The following is a 16,531-nucleotide window of genomic DNA, read 5'->3' on the forward strand; positions in this document are numbered from 1 at the left end:
GGGCGAAGCCCGCGGCAGGCGCACGCCCGCGAGCCGCCACAGCACCGAAAGGCCCGCACACATGAGTTCTCACACCGCGCGCGAGGTCGCCGCTCGATCCCGCCCCGCCCGCGCTACGCACCGGGGCCTTCACGCGCAGACCCCTGCCGGCCTTCCCGTGCACGCCCCTGCCGGCCTTCCCGCTGCCCGCCGTGGCTGAGCGCAGGCACGGCCGCGCGGCGCCCGAGACCCACACCTCCGTCGTGTCCGACGACTGGGACGGGCGAGACGTGTCGGGCGAACAGCACAGCCAGGTGGCCTTCGTCGACGTCGACATGACCGAGATGATCGACGAGGGCACGGTCTTCTCCGACTGCGTCTTCCGCGGTGTGCGGTTCAACGCCTCACGGCACACCGACGCCGCGTTCGTCAACTGCACCTTCACCCGTTGCGGCTTCTTCGACGCCACCTTCACCGGATGCAAGCTGGTCGGCAGCAGGTTCGACGGCTGCACCTTCGACCTGCTGAAGGTCGACGGCGGCGACTGGTCGTTCGTCGGGCTTCCCGGCGCCAACCTGCGGGGCGCCTCGTTCAAGGACGTGCGCATGCGCGAGGCCGACCTCACCGGCGCCCGGTGCGAGGGAGCCACGCTTCAGCGGGTCGACCTGTCGGGCGCCTCGCTGCACCAGGCCGATCTGTCCCGCTGCGACCTGCGCGGCAGCGACCTGTCAGCCCTCGATCCGCTGGCCGTTGACCTGCGGGGCGCGGTGGTCGACCTCCCCCAGGCCGTCCTGATCGCGACCGCCCTTGGGCTGGACGTCCGCTCCGACTGACTCCGAGCGGCCGGTCGCGCCTCAATCCCTCGCGGCGGGCCGATGCCACGGCACGAGGGTGTGTCCGGCCCGAGAGCGGCCGGGGCGGCGGCCGCATGGCGAGGGGGCGAGCTCGGGCCGGCGGCACCGGACGTGCCAGGCCCGAGCTCGCTGGCCGCATGTCCCTGGGTTCGGTCTCCACCCCTCCGAGGTGACCTCGCCCATTGTGCGGGACACGGGCCGTCGTGGCGGCCGGCCCGCGGCGGGGCCCGCGTGGGCGCGCCGCACATGACCGGCGATCGCCCACCGGCGGCGGCACGCCCCGGGACGAGGGGCTCGGCTGTCAGGCAAGTGTTCCACCAACCAACGCGACGCGCTCATTTCCCGTCACGATTCGCATGCATGAAGACCGTCGAACGCCCCGCACGAGGACACCCGGCCTTCCACAGCCGAATCGTGATTTGCGGGCAGTCATCCGATGGATCCCTGTCAAGGCCGCCCGGCGCTCTGGCATGCTGCACTGAATACGCAGATTTTCATGAAATACCACCTTCCGTAATTATGACCGTATTGGTTACCCTGCTCTGATCACGTACAGAGAAGACGCTCCGCTTGGCACGTTCCCGCAGGAGGCGCGACCGGCCAGGCAGAGGCGGACGATCGAGCGGCAGGAGATCGACGGTGGAGCGACGACGAGGCCGCACCCTCCCATCGGTTCCCCTCGGAAGATGCTTGTTCAAAAGCCGATTGCGGCTGGACCGTTTCCTACGAAGAGTGACGCGCCCAGGCCACGACCACGATCTGTCATCACGGAAGGTAAGATTCCACGAGCACCGGCTTCGCGGACGACCTCCGGGCCGGCAAGGCACCTCACGTCGGGAGACGCAGATGGAAACCGTCGACCTCGAAGACCTGAGCCTCGAACTCCTCCTCATCTCCGCGCTGCACCATGAGGCCGAGCGCCTCGCCGCCGACCTTCCCGGCCCTGCCGACGGCCGCGCCGATTGGCGCGACCAGCGCCTCCCGACGCCGCCGCGCGGGCCCTACGGCCGGTCCACCCATGACATAAGTCGCCGAGTACGTTAATTGCGACTTTCAACTTAAAGTGGTCACTTTACCGCCGTCACTTTAAACTGTCGGTGGCGGCGGTCACACTGCGAGCATGGCCGACCTTCCTCAGGAACCATCCGCCCCGGACGGCTCCACGCCGAAGAACGCCCCACCCGAGCACGCCCCGCCGCCCCGCGCCTCCACACCGCGCGACCCCGTGCCCGAGCCGTCCGACCCCGCGTCGTCCCACTCTGAGCCGTCCCGCACCGAGCAGTCCCACCCTGAGGCGTCCCGCACCCAGCCGTCCCGCACCGAGCAGTCCCACCCTGAGGCGTCCCGCACCGAGCCGGCTCATCCCGATGGCCCCGCCCTCGACGACGCGCCGATCGACCTCGGCGAGGTCGACATCGGCGACTGGTACGCCCACGCCGAGAAGATGACCGGCATCGGGTTCCTCACGGTCGCCCGCAGGCTTCCCGCGCTCATCGGCCACGCCGTCCGCCTGGCATGGCAGGCGAGCCCTCGCGACACTGTGGCCACCATCACGCTGAGCGTGCTGGGGGGCGTGTTCACCGCGTTCGGCCTGCTCGCCACGACGGGCGTGCTGCAGGCGCTGTTCTCGGCGGGCCCGACGCCCGAGCGGGTGCGGGCCGCCCTGCCCAGCCTCTTGCTGGTCGGCGTCGCCGCCACACTGCGCACCGCGCTGGAGGCCGGGGCCGGCTGGGCGCAGGCCCGGCTCGAACCTCAGGTCAGCCGCATCGCCGAGCGGCAGCTCTATGAGCTGACCAGCCGCGTCGACCTCATCCGCTATGACGATCCCGACTTCCACGACTCGCTCGAACGGGCCCGCCTGCGCGGCGTCTCAACGGTCGACAGCGTGGTGAACTCCGCGATCGACCTGCTCACCGGCGTCATCGGCCTCGGGGCGGCCGCCGGCGTGCTCGGCATCCTCCACCCGGTGCTGCTGCCGCTGCTCCTGCTGGCCGTCCTGCCCGATGCCTGGGCCGCCGTCCGCTCGGCCCGCATGCGCTACACGACGATGTACACCCTGATCCCGATCCGGCGGCGCAGGTGGATCCTCAGCGACCTCATGGCGGCCCGGCCGACCGCGGCCGAGGTGCGCTCGTTCACCATGCGGCGTTTCCTCACCCGCCTGTTCGACGCCGTCGCGGGCGCCGAGCAGGACGCCATGCTGAGCATGGCACGGCGCCAGACGGTCGCGCGGGTCATCGGCGAGGCCCTGGGCGGCGTCGGCACCGGCCTTGTGTACCTCGCGCTCGGCGTGCTGCTGGCCATCGGCGCCGTGCCGCTCGCCGTCGCGGGCACGGCCGTGCTCGCCATCCGCTCCGGCCAGACGTCCCTGGCGAACCTCATGTACGCCACCAACCGGCTGTACGAGGAGGGCCTGTACTTCACCGACTTCCTCGACTTCTGCGAGCAGGCACGCCGGCCGACGGGGGCGGCGCGCGACCGCGAGGCGCCGAGCGCCTTCCAGCGCATCACCGTCGAAGATGTCGTGTTCAACTATCCCGGAAAGGACCAACCGGCCCTCGACCACGTCTCTGTGCACATCGACCGAGGCGAGGTGGTCGCGCTCGTGGGCGAGAACGGCTCGGGCAAGACCACCCTGTCCAAGATCATCGCAGGGCTGTACGTCCCCGGCGAGGGCCGGGTCCTGTGGGACGACGTCGACATAGGCGGGGTCGACCAGGACGAGTTGCGGCGGCACATCGCGGTGATCGCCCAAGACCACACCCGCTGGCCTCTGAGCGCCAGGGACAACATCAGCATGGGCCTGGAGAAGGGCGAGGCGGCCCTGCACGCCTCGGCCGAGGTCGCGGGCGCCGACCAGGTGATCGCCGAACTGCCGAACGGCTACCGCACCTTGCTCGACCGCCGCTTCAAAGACGGGCACGAGCCGTCCGGGGGCCAGTGGCAGCGCATCGCGGTGGCCCGCGGCTTCTACCGCGACGCGCCGCTGCTCATCTGCGACGAACCGACGGCCGCCCTGGACGCCCGCGCCGAGCACGCGCTGTTCGAGCGCATCCGCGGCCACGCCGACGGCCGCACCGTCCTGTTGATCACCCACCGCCTCGCGAGCGTGCGCTACGCCGACCGCATCTACGTGCTCGACCACGGCAAGGTGGCCGAACAGGGCACCCACGAAGAGCTGATCACCCTCGACGGCATCTACGCCGACCTCTACAACCTGCAGGCCAGCGCCTACGACCCCGCCTACGACCGCAAACAGACCCCCACCAACGCCGTCTGACCCCACCGGAGGTCCTGCCCGACTCACCCCCCGGACCGGACCTCCCAGAGCACGTTCGTTCTATGAGGCAAGCAGCCCTCAGAAATCAACGTCGCCGCCATCATCTCCGAAGTCGGCCGAGCCCTCCGCGTACCAGCCTCCGTGACCGCTCCTCGGGCTGTGATCGGCTGTTTCCGCGGAGGCCCACGGACTGGTGGCGCTGAAGGGGGCCGAGATGGCGAAGATCAGGCACCCGATGCCCGTAACGGCGAGCCACCGCACCGCGGCGATGGCGATGAAAAGGCTCAACGCGAAGACCCTGGAATCTTGCGCGAAGATGTGCCATGCGAAGGCGAGGCTGAGCGCGGCGATACCGAGCAGGACGGCCGCCGCAACGAGATACAAGAGCGAAGCAGACATCCGCTTCATTATGGGCCACGGCTTATCAGACGTTATTAACGCGTCAGTTATTGGCACATCCGATGACATACGCGGATGCTACGCCACCCGATATCCAATTTGCGCTACCCGCCGGGTGCACATCACCTGTCCTCAGTTTTGAACAGGTACGCCACAGCCGAGACTCCGCCTGCACCCACGACTCCGCTTGCGATTGTTTCGATCGTCAGCGGTGAGTTCATGGAGATGCGGCTTATGCGCAGATCAATATCGCGCATTCGTTTGAAGTGTTCTTGGTAGATCCGCCGACCAAGCTCCTGCTCCAGCAGCTCGGAGCGGTCGTGGACAAGCTCCTTCAACACATACGCGCGCACGCCACCGAGGAGGAGTAGCCCGTATGCGGAGAAAGTGGTGGTAATCCTGAGGAACTTCGGCAGTCCTCATCCGGCTGCGCTGGTGCAGGGGGACGGGTCGTCGCGGCGGGCCATGATGTCGCGGTAGTGCCTGATCTTGCGCTGGATGGCGGCCTGCCGCTCTCTGAGCCGGGCGATCTGCTCCTCCACCTCCTGGTCGTGGGCCTCCAGCAGGGTGATGCGCTCGCCGATGGTCTGGCGCCCGCCGCGCACGAGCTCGGTGAAGCGCAGCATCTCGGCGATCGGCATCCCGGTGTCGCGCAGGCACCTCACCATGCCGAGCCAGCCGACGTCCTCCTCGCTGAACCGCCTCTGTCCGGCGGCGTTGCGTTCGATCGGCTCGAGCAGGCCGATGCGCTCGTAGTAGCGGAGGGTGTCGAGGCTGAAGCCGGTTTCCTCCACGACCTGTCCTGGTGTGTAGACGCTCACCCGCCGAGAATGCCACCTGGAGTGGGCTCCAGGTCAACCCCCGGCCCTCCGCACCTGGAGTGGGCCCAGGGGTGTCAACTCCGGTCCTTCGGGCGGCTCCGGTCTAGCCCCGTCGCGGCGGAGTGGTCGCGGAGTCCAGCCAGGCGTCGATGAGCGGGGTGAAGTCCTGGCCGGTCCGCGCGTTGACGAAGGCGGTGAACGAGGCCCGGTCCTGCTGGGTGTCGCGGTGCTCCTGTACCCACGCGCGGGCGAGAGCGAAGAACTTCTCGTCCCCAAGCGTGTTGTGCAACTCCCGGAGCATCGCCGCGCCGCCGATGTAGACGTTGGACGCGCCGAACTCCGCCGGGTCGGGGTCGCCGGGCGGCCCGAACTCTCTGCGCCGCGCGGCGTCCTTCTCCCGTGCCGTGCGGTCCAGTTCGGCGTCGCTCGTCTTGTCTCTTTCGTGCTGGTAGAGCCACTGCGCGTACAGGGCCCACCCCTCGTTGAGCCACAGGTCCCGCCAGGTGTTCGGCGTGACGGTGTCGCCGAACCAATGGTGGGCGAACTCGTGCAAGGTGTTCAGCTCGAAGAAGTCCCCGCCCATGGCGGGTATGGCGTATCCCAGAGTGACCATCTGCTGGCTCTCCATGGCCGAGGGGCCGTCGACCACGACGATGCCCGCCGTGGGGAAGGGATAGGGACCGAACTTCTTCGAGAGCCACTCCAGGTACTTCGCCGACTTCTTCAAGCCGGGGAGGAAACGCCGGTCACGCGGCATGTACCAGTAGGTCAGCGGCAGTCCGTGCGGACCGGTCGCGGTGGTCTTCTCGAACTTCCCGACGGCGAGCGTGGTCAGGTAGGAGGCCACGGGGTCGGTGCTCCGGTAGCGGAAGGTGTCGCCGTCCCGTCCTGCGGGGGTGCCGCCGGCGATGCCGGACCAGCCCTTCGGCACCGTCACGGAGATGTCGTACAGCGCCTTGTCCGACGGCTGGTCGTTCACCGGATACCAGGTGAACGCCCCGAACGGCTCCTGCATGGTCCAGAGGCCGCCCGCCGCGTCGACGGTGAGCCCGAGCGGATGGCTGTCGGCCCGCTTCGACGGCATCGGAGTCGTCATGGGATGGCCGTGGTAGGCCACGACAAGGGTGAACGGCGCGTCCTTGGCGACCGGGGTCGCGACCGTGAGCTTCTCCTTGGTCACCTCGCCGGTGGCCGGGGCGCCGTCGACCATCAGCGAGTCGATCTCGTAGGGCTTGAAGTCGAGACGGACGGATGCCGCGTCCCTTGTCGGCCGTATGTGCAGGGTCGCCGTACCGCTCAGGACGCGCTTCGACGGCGACCAGCGAAGCGCCAGGTCGTAGTGCAGCACGTCCAGCGCGTCGGTACCCCGCTCAGGGTAGATCGGGTCGGCGACCGGCAGGGACCGCCCGGCCTGCCAGGCGGCGTACTCGCCGGACAGCGGCGGCGCCGCGGCGGGCGAGGCGGACGCCGAAAGGGGCGGCGTGGAAGCCTCGGGCGACGGGGTCGAAGGGGCCGAGCCGGTGGGCGGAGCGGTGGTACATCCGGCCACGAGGATCGCAGAAACGATCATGGACCAGACTGGGAGGCGACGCATGGCGCAGAACCTACCTGCGCGAATGTTCGCTGGGTTAACGCCACATGTCGTCTCGGAGGCGCTCCGCCACCGCTCGCGCCCGGCGGCCGGCGAGGACCGGCCAGAGGCGTTCAGCGCTCGGGGATGTGGTCGGCGAGGTAGCGGCGGACAAGTTTCTTGCACTCGGCGATCAGGTCGGGGTCGCCGTCCGGCTGGAGGCGGAACGCCAGCTTGAGCACGGCGTCCGCGGCCTCGACGGCCACCACGAGGGCGCGGTCGAGGCCCGGACCGTGAGGCGCGCCGAGAAGGTCGATGGTGAGCGCCCGGAGCCGGTCGGCCACGATGACGTTGTTCTCCAGCGCGGCGTCCAGCAGGCGGTTGGTGCCCTTCAGCGGAGGCGCGCCGGGAGCGGGCATGATCTCGCCGAAGTCCACGATGGCGAACCCGGGCGTGGTGCGCTTCATCGACACGAACTCGTCCACGGCCAGATGGACGGCGTCGGTCCAGTCGGAGATCTCGGCAGCGGCGAGCTTGGCGGTCAGGCTGTCGAGGAAGGCGTCGAGGTTGCGCAGCGCCAGCGCCCGGACGAGCCCTTGCTTGTCCGGGAAGAACTGGTAAAAAGTGCCGATGGGCACACCGGCGCGGCGGGCGACCTCCTTGGTGGTCAGCCCGTCGTACCCCACCTCGTCGAGAAGCCGCGCGCACTCGTCCAGCATCCGCTCGACCCGCTCGAGGCTGCGGCGCTGGGCGGGGCGGCGGCGCAGCGTCCCTGCGGAGACGTTCATCATCCCCCCATCATCCTCCCGAGACCGTTTACTGCACTTAACATGAGTTTCACTCATATCGCCGGAGGTCGTCATGTTCCTTTGGGGTACCGCTACCGCGTCCTACCAGATCGAGGGCGCCGCGGCAGAGGATGGCCGGGGAACCTCCATCTGGGACACCTTCGCCCATGAACCCGGCCGCGTACGCGGTGGTGACACCGGCGATGTCGCCTGTGATCACTACCACCGCTGGTCAGAGGATGTCATGCTCATGGCTGATCTGGGGGTGAACTCCTATCGCTTCTCCATATCGTGGCCGAGAATCCACCCTGGCGGTGACCGAGAGATCAACCAGGCCGGGCTCGACTTCTACGATCGCCTCGTCGACGCACTGTGCGCCGAAGGCATCACCCCGGCGGCCACCCTGTTCCATTGGGACCTCCCCCAGGCGCTGGAGGACGACGGCGGCTGGCTGAACCGCGACACGGCCCATCGCCTGGCCGACTACGCGCACACCGTGGCGGGCCGCCTCGCCGATCGGGTGCCGATGTGGATCACGCTCAACGAGCCGTTCATCCACATGGTCTTCGGCTACGCCCTCGGCACCCACGCGCCGGGCCGCACCCTGTTCCTGGACGCGCTGCCGGCCGCCCACCACCAGCTCCTCGGACACGGCCTCGCCGCCCAGGCGCTGCGGGCGAACGGCGCCGGGCGGGTGCTCGTCACCAACAACTGCACCCCCGTCTGGCCCGCTTCGGACTCCGCCGAGGACGCGCGCGCGGCCGGCGCGTACGACGCCCTGCACAACAGATTGTTCAACGATCCGGTGCTCCTCGGCACGTATCCGGACCTGACGGCGTTCGGCGTGCCCGAGCTCGCGGCCGTCCGGGACGGCGATCTGGAGATCATCGCCCAGCCGCTCGACGGCCTCGGCGTCAACTACTACAACCCGACCCGCGTCGCCGCCCCCGAGGCGGACGCCGACACCGGCGGGCTGCCCTTCACCGACGCGGGCATCACCGGGTACCCGACGACGGCCTTCGGCTGGCCGGTCGTGCCCGACGGGCTGCGCGAGCTGCTCACCGGCCTCAAGGCCCGCTACGGCGAGGCGCTGCCACCGGTGTACGTGACCGAGAACGGCTGCTCCCAGGCCGACGAACCGGCCCCGGACGGCGTGGTGGACGACGCCGAGCGCGTCGCCTACCTGGACGGGCACATCACGGCGCTCCGCGCGGCCATGGCCGAAGGGGTGGACGTGCGCGGGTACTACGTCTGGTCGCTGCTGGACAACTTCGAGTGGGCCGAGGGGTACGGCCAGAGGTTCGGCCTGGTCCACGTCGACTTCGCCACCCAGAAGCGCACGCCCAAGACGTCCTACCACTGGCTGAGGACCATGCTCGCCGCCGAACGCCGTCGCCAGGAGGGCGACCGCCCCGAGTGAGCGGCCGCGAAGGGCGACCGGCCGGCGCGAGCTGCCGCGAAGGGCGGCCGGCCGACGGCGCGGAGGGGCGACGGCGCGGAGGGGCGACGGCGCGGAGGGGCGACGGCGCGGAGGGGGCGACGGTCTCAGAAGACCGAGACGTGGACGTGGTCGTAGTGGTTGGCGGTGACGCCGCCGCGGTCGGACATCGTGCGCCAGCCGGCGCCGGTGCGGATGTCGTAGTAGCGCTGCCGCCAGATGATGTACATGATGCCGAGCTGGCGGCCGTTCTCGATGCACCACTCGGCCAGGGCGTCGCCGCGCGCCTGTGAGGCGGCGTCGGGCAGGCGCCCGCCGCTGCTCATCATGAAGTCGCAGGCACGTCCCTTGCCGTGCTCGCCGGGGTCGCCGGCGCGCAGGCAGCCGACGCCGAACGGCATGGGGTAGCTCTGCATGATGACGTTGCGGATGCTGACCATGCGCGCGGTCAGGCCGCTGCCCGCGTCGGGGGCCTGGAAGCCGAACTTCTTGAGCAGCCGCTCGACGTCGTCCTTCTTGTCCTCCAGCCGGGCGATCTCCTTCTTGAGGGCGGCGATCTTGCCGTCGGCCTCCTTCTTGGCGTTCTTCGAATCCTTGATCAGCCGGGAGATGCGGTTGAGCCGCTGGTTCTTCTCTTCGGCCAGGTAGGTGATGGTGGCGACCTGTCCCAGGATGGAGTCGGGGTCACCGCTGTAGGTGAACACCTGGGGACCGTCGACCGAGCCGGACATGTAGGAGTTGGCGAAGAACTGCCCCATGCGCCGCTCGGCGTCGGTCAGGTCGTCACGGAGGCCTTTGACGCGCTGCCCGGCCTTCTGCGCCGCCCTGCGGGTCTCCTCAAGGCTCTGGATCTCGCCGCGGTAGGCCTTCTGGAGCTCGGCCGCCTGTTTGGTCAGCTTGTCGAGCTGAGCCTGCGGGCTGGGCTTGGCCTCGGCGGACGGGATCACCAACGTGAGCAGACCAAGGAGAACGGCCGCCAGCGCGACCGCGCGGCCTGATCGCATGAGCCCTCCCCATTCCAGACGCCCCGAAACTATAGAAGCCGATCTTCGGGGCTGTCACACGATCGGAGGAACCTATACACCATTAGCGAACTATCTACCACTTCACGACTACGCAGCGTGCGGGAACGCCGAGAATTGGGCCCAGCTCACATCCAGTCGGCCCGCCATGTGCGCGACTCGTCGGGCTGCGGACGCCGCCTTCACCAGCCGGCACACCGGGAGCGACCGATCTTATCGGGGGACGCGCGCGAAGCCCTCGGCCCCTGGCTCTTGTCGAGATGTATAGAACATGGTTCTGTCGTATCCACCGGACGCCGCGGATCCACCGTGGACGCGTACCGCCGTGGCGGGTCCCGAAGCAGGCGTCCGGTCAACAAGACCAGGCCCCGCCCGACCAGGAGGCAAGACTCATGCTCCAGCACGACCGTCTGTTCATCGGGGGCGACTGGGTGGCACCCTCGGGCACCGCGACGATCGACGTCGTCTCGCCGCACACCGAGGAGGTCGTCGGCCGCGTGCCCGACGGCGCCCCCGCCGACATGGACCGCGCCGTGGCCGCCGCCCGCCAGGCGTTCGACCACGGACCGTGGCCGCGGATGTCCATGGCCGAGCGCGCCGAGGTGGTCGGCCGGCTGGCCGAGCTGTACGCCGCCCGGCAGGCGGAGCTGGCCGAGGTGATCACGCTGGAGATGGGCTCCCCCATCACCTTCTCCCAGCTGGGTCAGGCCGCCCCGCCGCTCGGGATGCTGCAGTACTACAGCGAGCTCGGCAAGACGTTCGCGGTGGAGGAGGAGCGCCCGGGCATGTTCGGCCCGATGACGGTGCGGCGCGAGCCGGTCGGCGTCGTGGCGGCCGTGGTGCCGTGGAACGTCCCCCAGTTCGTCACCATGACCAAGCTGGCCCCCGCGCTCATCGCGGGCTGCACGGTCGTGGTCAAGCCCGCCCCCGAGACCCCCCTCGACTCCTACCTCCTGGCCGAGATGATCAAGGAGTCCGGCATCCCCGAGGGCGTCGTCAACATCGTGGCCGCGGGCCGCGAGGCGGGCGAGCACCTCGTCTCGCACCCGGGCGTCGACAAGGTCGCCTTCACCGGGTCCACCGCCGCAGGCCGCCGCATCGGCGGCATCTGCGGCGAGCAGCTGAAGCGCTGTAGTCTGGAGCTGGGCGGCAAGTCGGCGGCGATCATCCTGGACGACTGCGACCTGAACTCCGCCATGGGGTTCCTGTCGATCGCGTCGCTCATGAACAACGGCCAGGCGTGCGTGGCGCAGACCCGCATCCTCGCCTCGGGCTCCCGCTACGACGAGGTGGTCCAGGCGGTCGCCGACATGGTGGCCGGCCAGCCCGTCGGCGACCCCGCCGACCCCGCCACCGGCATCGGCCCGCTGGTCGCCCGGCGCCAGCAGGAGCGCGTCGAGGGCTACATCAAGATCGGCATCGAGGAGGGGGCCAAGCCCGTGATCGGCGGCCTCGACCGGCCCCGCGACCGTGGCTGGTACGTCGCGCCCACCGTCTTCGCCGGCGTCTCGAACGACATGCGCATCGCCCGCGAGGAGATCTTCGGCCCCGTGCTGTCGGTGATCCAGTACGAGAGCGAGGAGGACGCGGTCCGCATCGCCAACGACAGCGACTACGGGCTGTCCGGCTCGGTGTGGACCGCCGACACCGACCACGGCATGGACATCGCCCGCCGGGTCCGCGCCGGCACCTACGGCGTCAACGTGATGAACACGCTGGAGCCGTCCATGCCCTTCGGCGGGTACAAGGCGAGCGGCGTCGGCCGCGAACTCGGCCCCGAGGGGCTCGCCGGATACCTCGAGTACAAGTCGATCGCCCGCCTGGGCTGACCCGCCCACCTGGGCCGATGTAGTGCGTAACCGCCGCCCAGCGCGCCCCCGCGTCGCTGGGCGACGGCCCCGCATTACAAGGATGTCCGAGATCGCCCCCGTCAGGAGTCCAGCCCCGGTAAGGACTTCCCCTGGTGGACCTCATACCTCCTTTGGAGGTAGACGACATTTACTCGCAATTGGTTCGCGCCAGTATGTCGGCGGTTTCGACGGCGATCTCCAGCTCCTCGTCGGTCGGCACGACGGCGACCGCCACGGAGGAGTCGTCGGCGGAGACCAGCCGCGCGCCGCGGACCGAGGAGTTGCGCGTGGGGTCGAGCCGGATGCCCATCTGCGCGAGGCCCGAGAGCACCTTGCGCCGCACCGGGGCGGAGTTCTCTCCGACGCCGCCGGTGAAGGCGACCACGTCCACCCGGCCGAGCACCGCGATGTAGGCGCCGATGTACTTGCGCAGCCGGTGGCAGTACACGTCGTAGGCCAGGACGGCGTCCTCGTCCCCCGCCGCGACCCGGTCGAGCACCGTGCGCATGTCGTTGTCGCCGCACAGGCCGTACAGCCCGGCGCGGTGGACGAGCATCGCCTCGACCTCGTCGGGCGTCATGCCGCCGCGGATCAGATGGAAGATCACTCCAGGGTCCAGATCGCCTGACCGGGTGCCCATGACGAGCCCTTCGAGCGGGGTCATGCCCATGGAGGTGTCCACGCAGCGCCCCTCCGACACGGCGGTGGCGCTCGCGCCGTTGCCGAGGTGCAGGACGATCACGTTCGCGGTCTCGGGCTTGCCGACCAGTTCGGCCGCGACGCGCGAGACGTAGGCGGTGGAGGTGCCGTGGAAGCCGTAGCGCCGCACGCCGAACCGCTCCGCGATCTCGCGGTCGATGGCGTAGGTGCGGGCGGCGGGGGTGATCGTGCTGTGGAAGGCGGTGTCGAAGACGGCGACCTGCGGCAGGTCCGGGTGTAACCGGCGCATGACCTCGATGCCCGCCAGGTTCGACGGATTGTGCAGGGGGGCCAGCGGCGCGGCCTCCTCGATCTGCTTGACGACGTCGTCGGTGATCAGTGCCGGCCCTGTGAACGTCGCCCCGCCGTGGACGACCCGGTGGCCGACGGCGGTCAGCTCGCCGGCGTGCGGGGCGACCTCCTCGCCGACGCGCTCGAGGGCGGCCTCGTGGTCGTGGAACTCAGACCCCGGCTCGCCGATGCGCCCGATGGTGCCTGCCACGAGCCGCGTCGGGCCGTCCAGGTCGATGAGCTGGTATTTGACCGATGACGACCCAGAATTGATCACCAGGATCACTGCCGTGCACCCACAATCCACGCTCCGATGCGCTTGATGAGGTCGGGGGTCGCGGCGGATTCGGCGTGGCCGTACCCCGGTTCGATCCACAGTTCCTTCGGCTCGCGCGCCGCGTCGAAGAGCTGGTGGGCGTGTTCCAGCGGGAAGAAGCCGTCGGCGTCGCCGTGCACGATCAGCAGCGGCGTGGGCGCGATGCGCTCGACCGCCTCGTGCGGCGCGAGCGGCACAGGGTCCCATGTGCCCGACTGGATGCGCGTGCCCTTGGCCAGCCGCGCGACCAGCCGCCCGGACGCCCGTTCGATGGCCCAGTGGACCTGCCGCATGGGGCGGGTGCCCCGGTAGTACCAGCGTGCGGGGCCGCTCACCGCGACGACCGCGTCCGTGCCCCTGTGCAGGGCGGCGTGCCTTATGGCGACCGCGGCGCCCATCGAGAAGCCGACGGTGGCGACCCGCGTGTAGCCGACGGAACGGGTGTGCGCCACCGCCGCGTCCAGGTCGAGGATCTCGGCGTCCCCGACCGTGGACAGGCCGCCCGACCTGCCGTGGCCGCGGAAGTCGAAGGCCAGCACCCCGCCGAAGCCGCTCAGCACGTGCGCGATGCGCCGTGTCGTGCCTTCACGCCAGGATCCGGTGAATCCGTGGGCGATGACGATGCCCAGATCGGCGTCGCCCCGGGAGGGGGTGTGCGCGGCGTCGATCCGTACGCCGTCCTTGGTCACCAGCGTCGCGGGGAATGCTGCGGCAAGGGGCATGGAAAGAGCTTATTATCCTGGCCCGCCGCGCAGATCGCGGAGGTGTGATCAGCAGTCGCCGCCGTCGCCGCGAGCGCCTGCGCCTTCGCGGCGACCGGCGTCACGCATGCCACCACGAACGCCACCAGGACCAGACCCCAGACGGCGAGGCGGCACTGTTCTCCCTTGCGCCGCCTGCACGTCAGCTCGTCGATCGCATCGCTGACCCGGTGCACGGAGGCGGCGAGTTGTGAAAGTCCTTCGTCCACCATGCTGGCTGTCTTCCCGGGCGCGGCGCTTCTAGTCCATAATGCGCACCCTCCGGCCGTTTACGGGCGGCCCGCGACCGGAGGACACCGGCCTTCTCCGCTGGTCGCGGGCCGGTCAGCGGCTGTCGCACGAGTTTGTGAACAGTGCCGGAAATGTTCCCTTTGCGTGCTCGCGGCACGTGGTGGTAACGCCGATCAACTAAAATGGTGGAGGCCGCAGTGTCCGCGGCCGGCCTCAACGACCTAGAGCGAGACTCCATCATGCCTTTGAACAGCCGCGACGACCTGCGGAACATCGCGATCATCGCGCACGTCGACCACGGCAAGACCACGCTCGTGGACGCCATGCTGTGGCAGTCCGGGGCGTTCCGCGCCAACCAGGATGTCGACGAGCGGGTCATGGACTCCAACGACCTGGAGCGCGAGAAGGGCATCACCATTCTCGCCAAGAACACCGCGGTCAAGCACGGCGGGATGACCCTCAACATCATCGACACCCCCGGCCACGCCGACTTCGGCGGCGAGGTCGAGCGCGGCCTGTCGATGGTCGACGGCGTCGTCCTGCTGGTCGACGCCTCCGAGGGGCCGCTGCCGCAGACGCGGTTCGTGCTGCGCAAGGCCCTGGCCGCCAAGATGCCGGTCATCTTGTGCATCAACAAGGTCGACCGCCCCGACGCCCGCATCGCCGAGGTCGTCGACGAGGTGTACGAGCTCTTCATGGACCTCGACGCCACCGAGGAGCAGATCGACTTCCCGATCGTCTACGCCTCGGCCAAGGCCGGGCGCGCCAGCCTCAACCGTCCCGAGAACGGCGGCATGCCCGACTCCGAGGACCTCGAGCCGCTGTTCCAGACGATCTCCGGCACCATCCCGGCGCCGGTGTACGACCCCTCCGCGCCGCTCCAGGCGCACGTCACCAACCTGGACGCCTCCAGCTACCTCGGCCGCATCGCGCTCTGCCGCGTCCACCAGGGCACCATCAAGAAGGGCCAGCAGGTCGCCTGGTGCCGCACCGACGGCACCATCCAGCGGGTCAAGATCAGCGAACTGCTGATGACCGACGCCCTTGAGCGCAAGCCCGCCGAGCAGGCCGGCCCCGGCGACATCATCGCCATCGCCGGCATCCCCGACATCATGATCGGCGAGACCCTGGCCGACCCCGACGACCCGCGCCCGCTGCCGCTGATCACCGTCGACGAGCCCGCCATCTCGATGACGATCGGCACCAACACCAGCCCGCTGGTGGGCAAGGTCAAGGGCTCCAAGGTCACCGCCCGCATGGTCAAGGACCGCCTCGAGAAAGAGCTGGTCGGCAACGTGTCGCTGCGCGTGCTGCCCACCGACCGGCCCGACTCCTGGGAGGTCCAGGGCCGCGGCGAGCTGGCGCTCGCCATCCTGGTCGAGCAGATGCGCCGCGAGGGCTACGAGCTCACGGTCGGCAAGCCGCAGGTCGTCACCAAGACGATCGACGGCAAGGTGCACGAGCCGGTCGAGCGGCTGACCGTGGACGCCCCCGAGGAGTACCTCGGCGCGATCACCCAGCTCCTCGCCGTCCGCAAGGGCCGCATGGAGCACATGACCAACCACGGCACCGGCTGGATCCGCATGGAGTTCGTGGTCCCGGCCCGCGGCCTCATCGGCTTCCGCACCGAGTTCCTCACCGAGACGCGCGGCACCGGCCTGGTGCACCACGTCTTCGAGGCGTACGAGTCGTGGTTCGGCGAGCTGCGCACCCGCAACAACGGCTCGCTGGTGGCCGACCGCGCCGGCGTGGTCACGGCGTTCGCCATGCTCAACCTCCAGGAGCGGGGCACGCTGTTCGTCTCCCCGACCACCGAGGTGTACGAGGGCATGATCATCGGGGAGAACTCCCGCTCCGACGACATGGACGTCAACATCACCAAGGAGAAGAAGCTCACCAACATGCGCTCCTCCACGAGCGAGGAGACCGAGAAGGTCATCCCGCCGCGGGTGCTCTCGCTGGAGCAGGCGCTGGAGTTCTGCCGCGAGGACGAGTGCGTCGAGATCACGCCGCAGAACGTCCGCCTGCGGAAGGTCGTCCTCGCCGCGGCCACCCGGGGCCGCACGGCCGCCCGCGCCAAGCGCGGCAACTGACGGCGAGCCGCCGCGCCCGGCACCGCACCGCACCGGGCGTGGCGGCAGCCGCCGGCCCCGGCAACGCACCGGGCGTGGCGGCTGACAGCGCCGTCGCCCGGGGCGGCGGCTCACATCGCACCGGCGCGCGGGGGGCTTC

At 69.7% G+C, this 16,531-nt stretch carries 15 protein-coding genes; 6 read left to right on the forward strand and 9 right to left on the reverse strand.

All coding sequences use genetic code 11. The features are described 5' to 3' along the window. Nucleotides 1-191: 191 nt before the first annotated feature. From ACFO60_RS22550 to ACFO60_RS22560, 3 genes are all read left to right on the forward strand, one after another. A complete protein-coding gene (locus tag ACFO60_RS22550; protein ID WP_380843139.1) occupies nt 192-812 on the forward strand; it encodes a pentapeptide repeat-containing protein in 621 nt (206 codons plus the stop codon). 867 nt (nt 813-1,679) lie between these two features. Further along, on the forward strand, nt 1,680-1,877 hold the full coding sequence (locus tag ACFO60_RS22555) for a hypothetical protein (RefSeq protein ID WP_380843141.1): 198 nt from the start codon (nt 1,680-1,682) through the stop codon (nt 1,875-1,877). Nucleotides 1,878-1,953: 76 nt separating this feature from the next. Next, complete coding sequence (locus ACFO60_RS22560) at nt 1,954-4,113, forward strand: ATP-binding cassette domain-containing protein (protein WP_380843143.1); 2,160 nt, start codon at nt 1,954-1,956, stop codon at nt 4,111-4,113. Nucleotides 4,114-4,191: 78 nt separating this feature from the next. On the opposite strand, the gene ACFO60_RS22565 is transcribed toward ACFO60_RS22560, so the two are convergent. The 5 genes from ACFO60_RS22565 to ACFO60_RS22585 all read right to left on the reverse strand — a co-directional run bounded on the left by ACFO60_RS22565 (nt 4,192) and on the right by ACFO60_RS22585 (nt 7,694). After that, entirely contained in the window at nt 4,192-4,581 is a 390-nt protein-coding gene (locus ACFO60_RS22565; RefSeq protein ID WP_380843145.1) for a hypothetical protein, read from the reverse strand. A gap of 53 nt (nt 4,582-4,634) precedes the next feature. Continuing rightward, a complete protein-coding gene (locus tag ACFO60_RS22570) occupies nt 4,635-4,865 on the reverse strand; it encodes a hypothetical protein (RefSeq protein WP_380843147.1) in 231 nt (76 codons plus the stop codon). A 66-nt stretch (nt 4,866-4,931) separates the two neighbouring features. Continuing rightward, entirely contained in the window at nt 4,932-5,333 is a 402-nt protein-coding gene (locus tag ACFO60_RS22575; RefSeq protein ID WP_380843149.1) for a MerR family transcriptional regulator, read from the reverse strand. 103 nt (nt 5,334-5,436) lie between these two features. Continuing rightward, nucleotides 5,437-6,903, reverse strand: a complete 1,467-nt coding sequence (locus tag ACFO60_RS22580; protein WP_380843151.1) for a M1 family metallopeptidase — start codon at nt 6,901-6,903, stop codon at nt 5,437-5,439. A 134-nt stretch (nt 6,904-7,037) separates the two neighbouring features. Next, entirely contained in the window at nt 7,038-7,694 is a 657-nt protein-coding gene (locus ACFO60_RS22585; RefSeq protein WP_380843153.1) for a TetR/AcrR family transcriptional regulator, read from the reverse strand. Nucleotides 7,695-7,764: 70 nt separating this feature from the next. Between ACFO60_RS22585 and ACFO60_RS22590 the strand changes: the two genes are divergently transcribed. Further along, a complete protein-coding gene (locus ACFO60_RS22590) occupies nt 7,765-9,111 on the forward strand; it encodes a GH1 family beta-glucosidase (protein WP_380843155.1) in 1,347 nt (448 codons plus the stop codon). 125 nt (nt 9,112-9,236) lie between these two features. Here ACFO60_RS22590 and ACFO60_RS22595 read toward each other — a convergent pair whose 3' ends face one another. Further along, a complete protein-coding gene (locus ACFO60_RS22595) occupies nt 9,237-10,133 on the reverse strand; it encodes a coiled-coil domain-containing protein (RefSeq protein ID WP_380843157.1) in 897 nt (298 codons plus the stop codon). Between the two features lie 410 nt (nt 10,134-10,543). Here ACFO60_RS22595 and ACFO60_RS22600 point away from each other — a divergent pair, with 410 nt between their 5' ends. Continuing rightward, a complete protein-coding gene (locus ACFO60_RS22600; RefSeq protein ID WP_380843159.1) occupies nt 10,544-11,980 on the forward strand; it encodes an aldehyde dehydrogenase in 1,437 nt (478 codons plus the stop codon). A gap of 169 nt (nt 11,981-12,149) precedes the next feature. Here ACFO60_RS22600 and ACFO60_RS22605 read toward each other — a convergent pair whose 3' ends face one another. The 3 genes from ACFO60_RS22605 to ACFO60_RS22615 are packed head-to-tail and all read right to left on the reverse strand — an operon-like array spanning nt 12,150 to nt 14,280. Further along, nucleotides 12,150-13,268, reverse strand: a complete 1,119-nt coding sequence (locus tag ACFO60_RS22605) for an acetate/propionate family kinase (RefSeq protein WP_380843161.1) — start codon at nt 13,266-13,268, stop codon at nt 12,150-12,152. 5 nt (nt 13,269-13,273) lie between these two features. Beyond that, complete coding sequence (locus tag ACFO60_RS22610; RefSeq protein ID WP_380843163.1) at nt 13,274-14,029, reverse strand: alpha/beta hydrolase; 756 nt, start codon at nt 14,027-14,029, stop codon at nt 13,274-13,276. Next, the gene (locus ACFO60_RS22615) at nt 13,993-14,280 is read right to left on the reverse strand and encodes a hypothetical protein (protein ID WP_380843165.1); all 288 of its coding nucleotides are present in this window, start codon (nt 14,278-14,280) and stop codon (nt 13,993-13,995) included. Before ACFO60_RS22615 ends, ACFO60_RS22610 begins: the two co-directional genes overlap by 37 nt. A 258-nt stretch (nt 14,281-14,538) precedes the next feature. Here ACFO60_RS22615 and typA point away from each other — a divergent pair, with 258 nt between their 5' ends. Continuing rightward, the gene (gene typA / locus ACFO60_RS22620; protein ID WP_380843167.1) at nt 14,539-16,392 is read left to right on the forward strand and encodes a translational GTPase TypA; all 1,854 of its coding nucleotides are present in this window, start codon (nt 14,539-14,541) and stop codon (nt 16,390-16,392) included. Nucleotides 16,393-16,531 lie beyond the last annotated feature (139 nt).

This window comes from Sphaerisporangium dianthi, from assembly GCF_042654065.1.
Lineage (GTDB): Bacteria > Actinomycetota > Actinomycetes > Streptosporangiales > Streptosporangiaceae > Sphaerisporangium > Sphaerisporangium dianthi.

Bases quoted from the DNA above. Each gene is read 5' to 3' on its own strand.
- ACFO60_RS22600 (WP_380843159.1), top strand. From the start codon at position 10,544: ATGCTCCAGCACGACCGTCTGTTCATCGGGGGCGACTGGGTGGCACCC.
- ACFO60_RS22615 (WP_380843165.1), bottom strand. From the start codon at position 14,280: ATGGTGGACGAAGGACTTTCACAACTCGCCGCCTCCGTGCACCGGGTC.
- ACFO60_RS22565 (WP_380843145.1), bottom strand. From the start codon at position 4,581: ATGTCATCGGATGTGCCAATAACTGACGCGTTAATAACGTCTGATAAG.
- ACFO60_RS22590 (WP_380843155.1), top strand. From the start codon at position 7,765: ATGTTCCTTTGGGGTACCGCTACCGCGTCCTACCAGATCGAGGGCGCC.
- ACFO60_RS22595 (WP_380843157.1), bottom strand. From the start codon at position 10,133: ATGCGATCAGGCCGCGCGGTCGCGCTGGCGGCCGTTCTCCTTGGTCTG.
- ACFO60_RS22585 (WP_380843153.1), bottom strand. From the start codon at position 7,694: ATGATGAACGTCTCCGCAGGGACGCTGCGCCGCCGCCCCGCCCAGCGC.
- ACFO60_RS22580 (WP_380843151.1), bottom strand. From the start codon at position 6,903: ATGATCGTTTCTGCGATCCTCGTGGCCGGATGTACCACCGCTCCGCCC.
- ACFO60_RS22560 (WP_380843143.1), top strand. From the start codon at position 1,954: ATGGCCGACCTTCCTCAGGAACCATCCGCCCCGGACGGCTCCACGCCG.
- ACFO60_RS22555 (WP_380843141.1), top strand. From the start codon at position 1,680: ATGGAAACCGTCGACCTCGAAGACCTGAGCCTCGAACTCCTCCTCATC.
- typA (WP_380843167.1), top strand. From the start codon at position 14,539: ATGCCTTTGAACAGCCGCGACGACCTGCGGAACATCGCGATCATCGCG.
- ACFO60_RS22610 (WP_380843163.1), bottom strand. From the start codon at position 14,029: ATGCCCCTTGCCGCAGCATTCCCCGCGACGCTGGTGACCAAGGACGGC.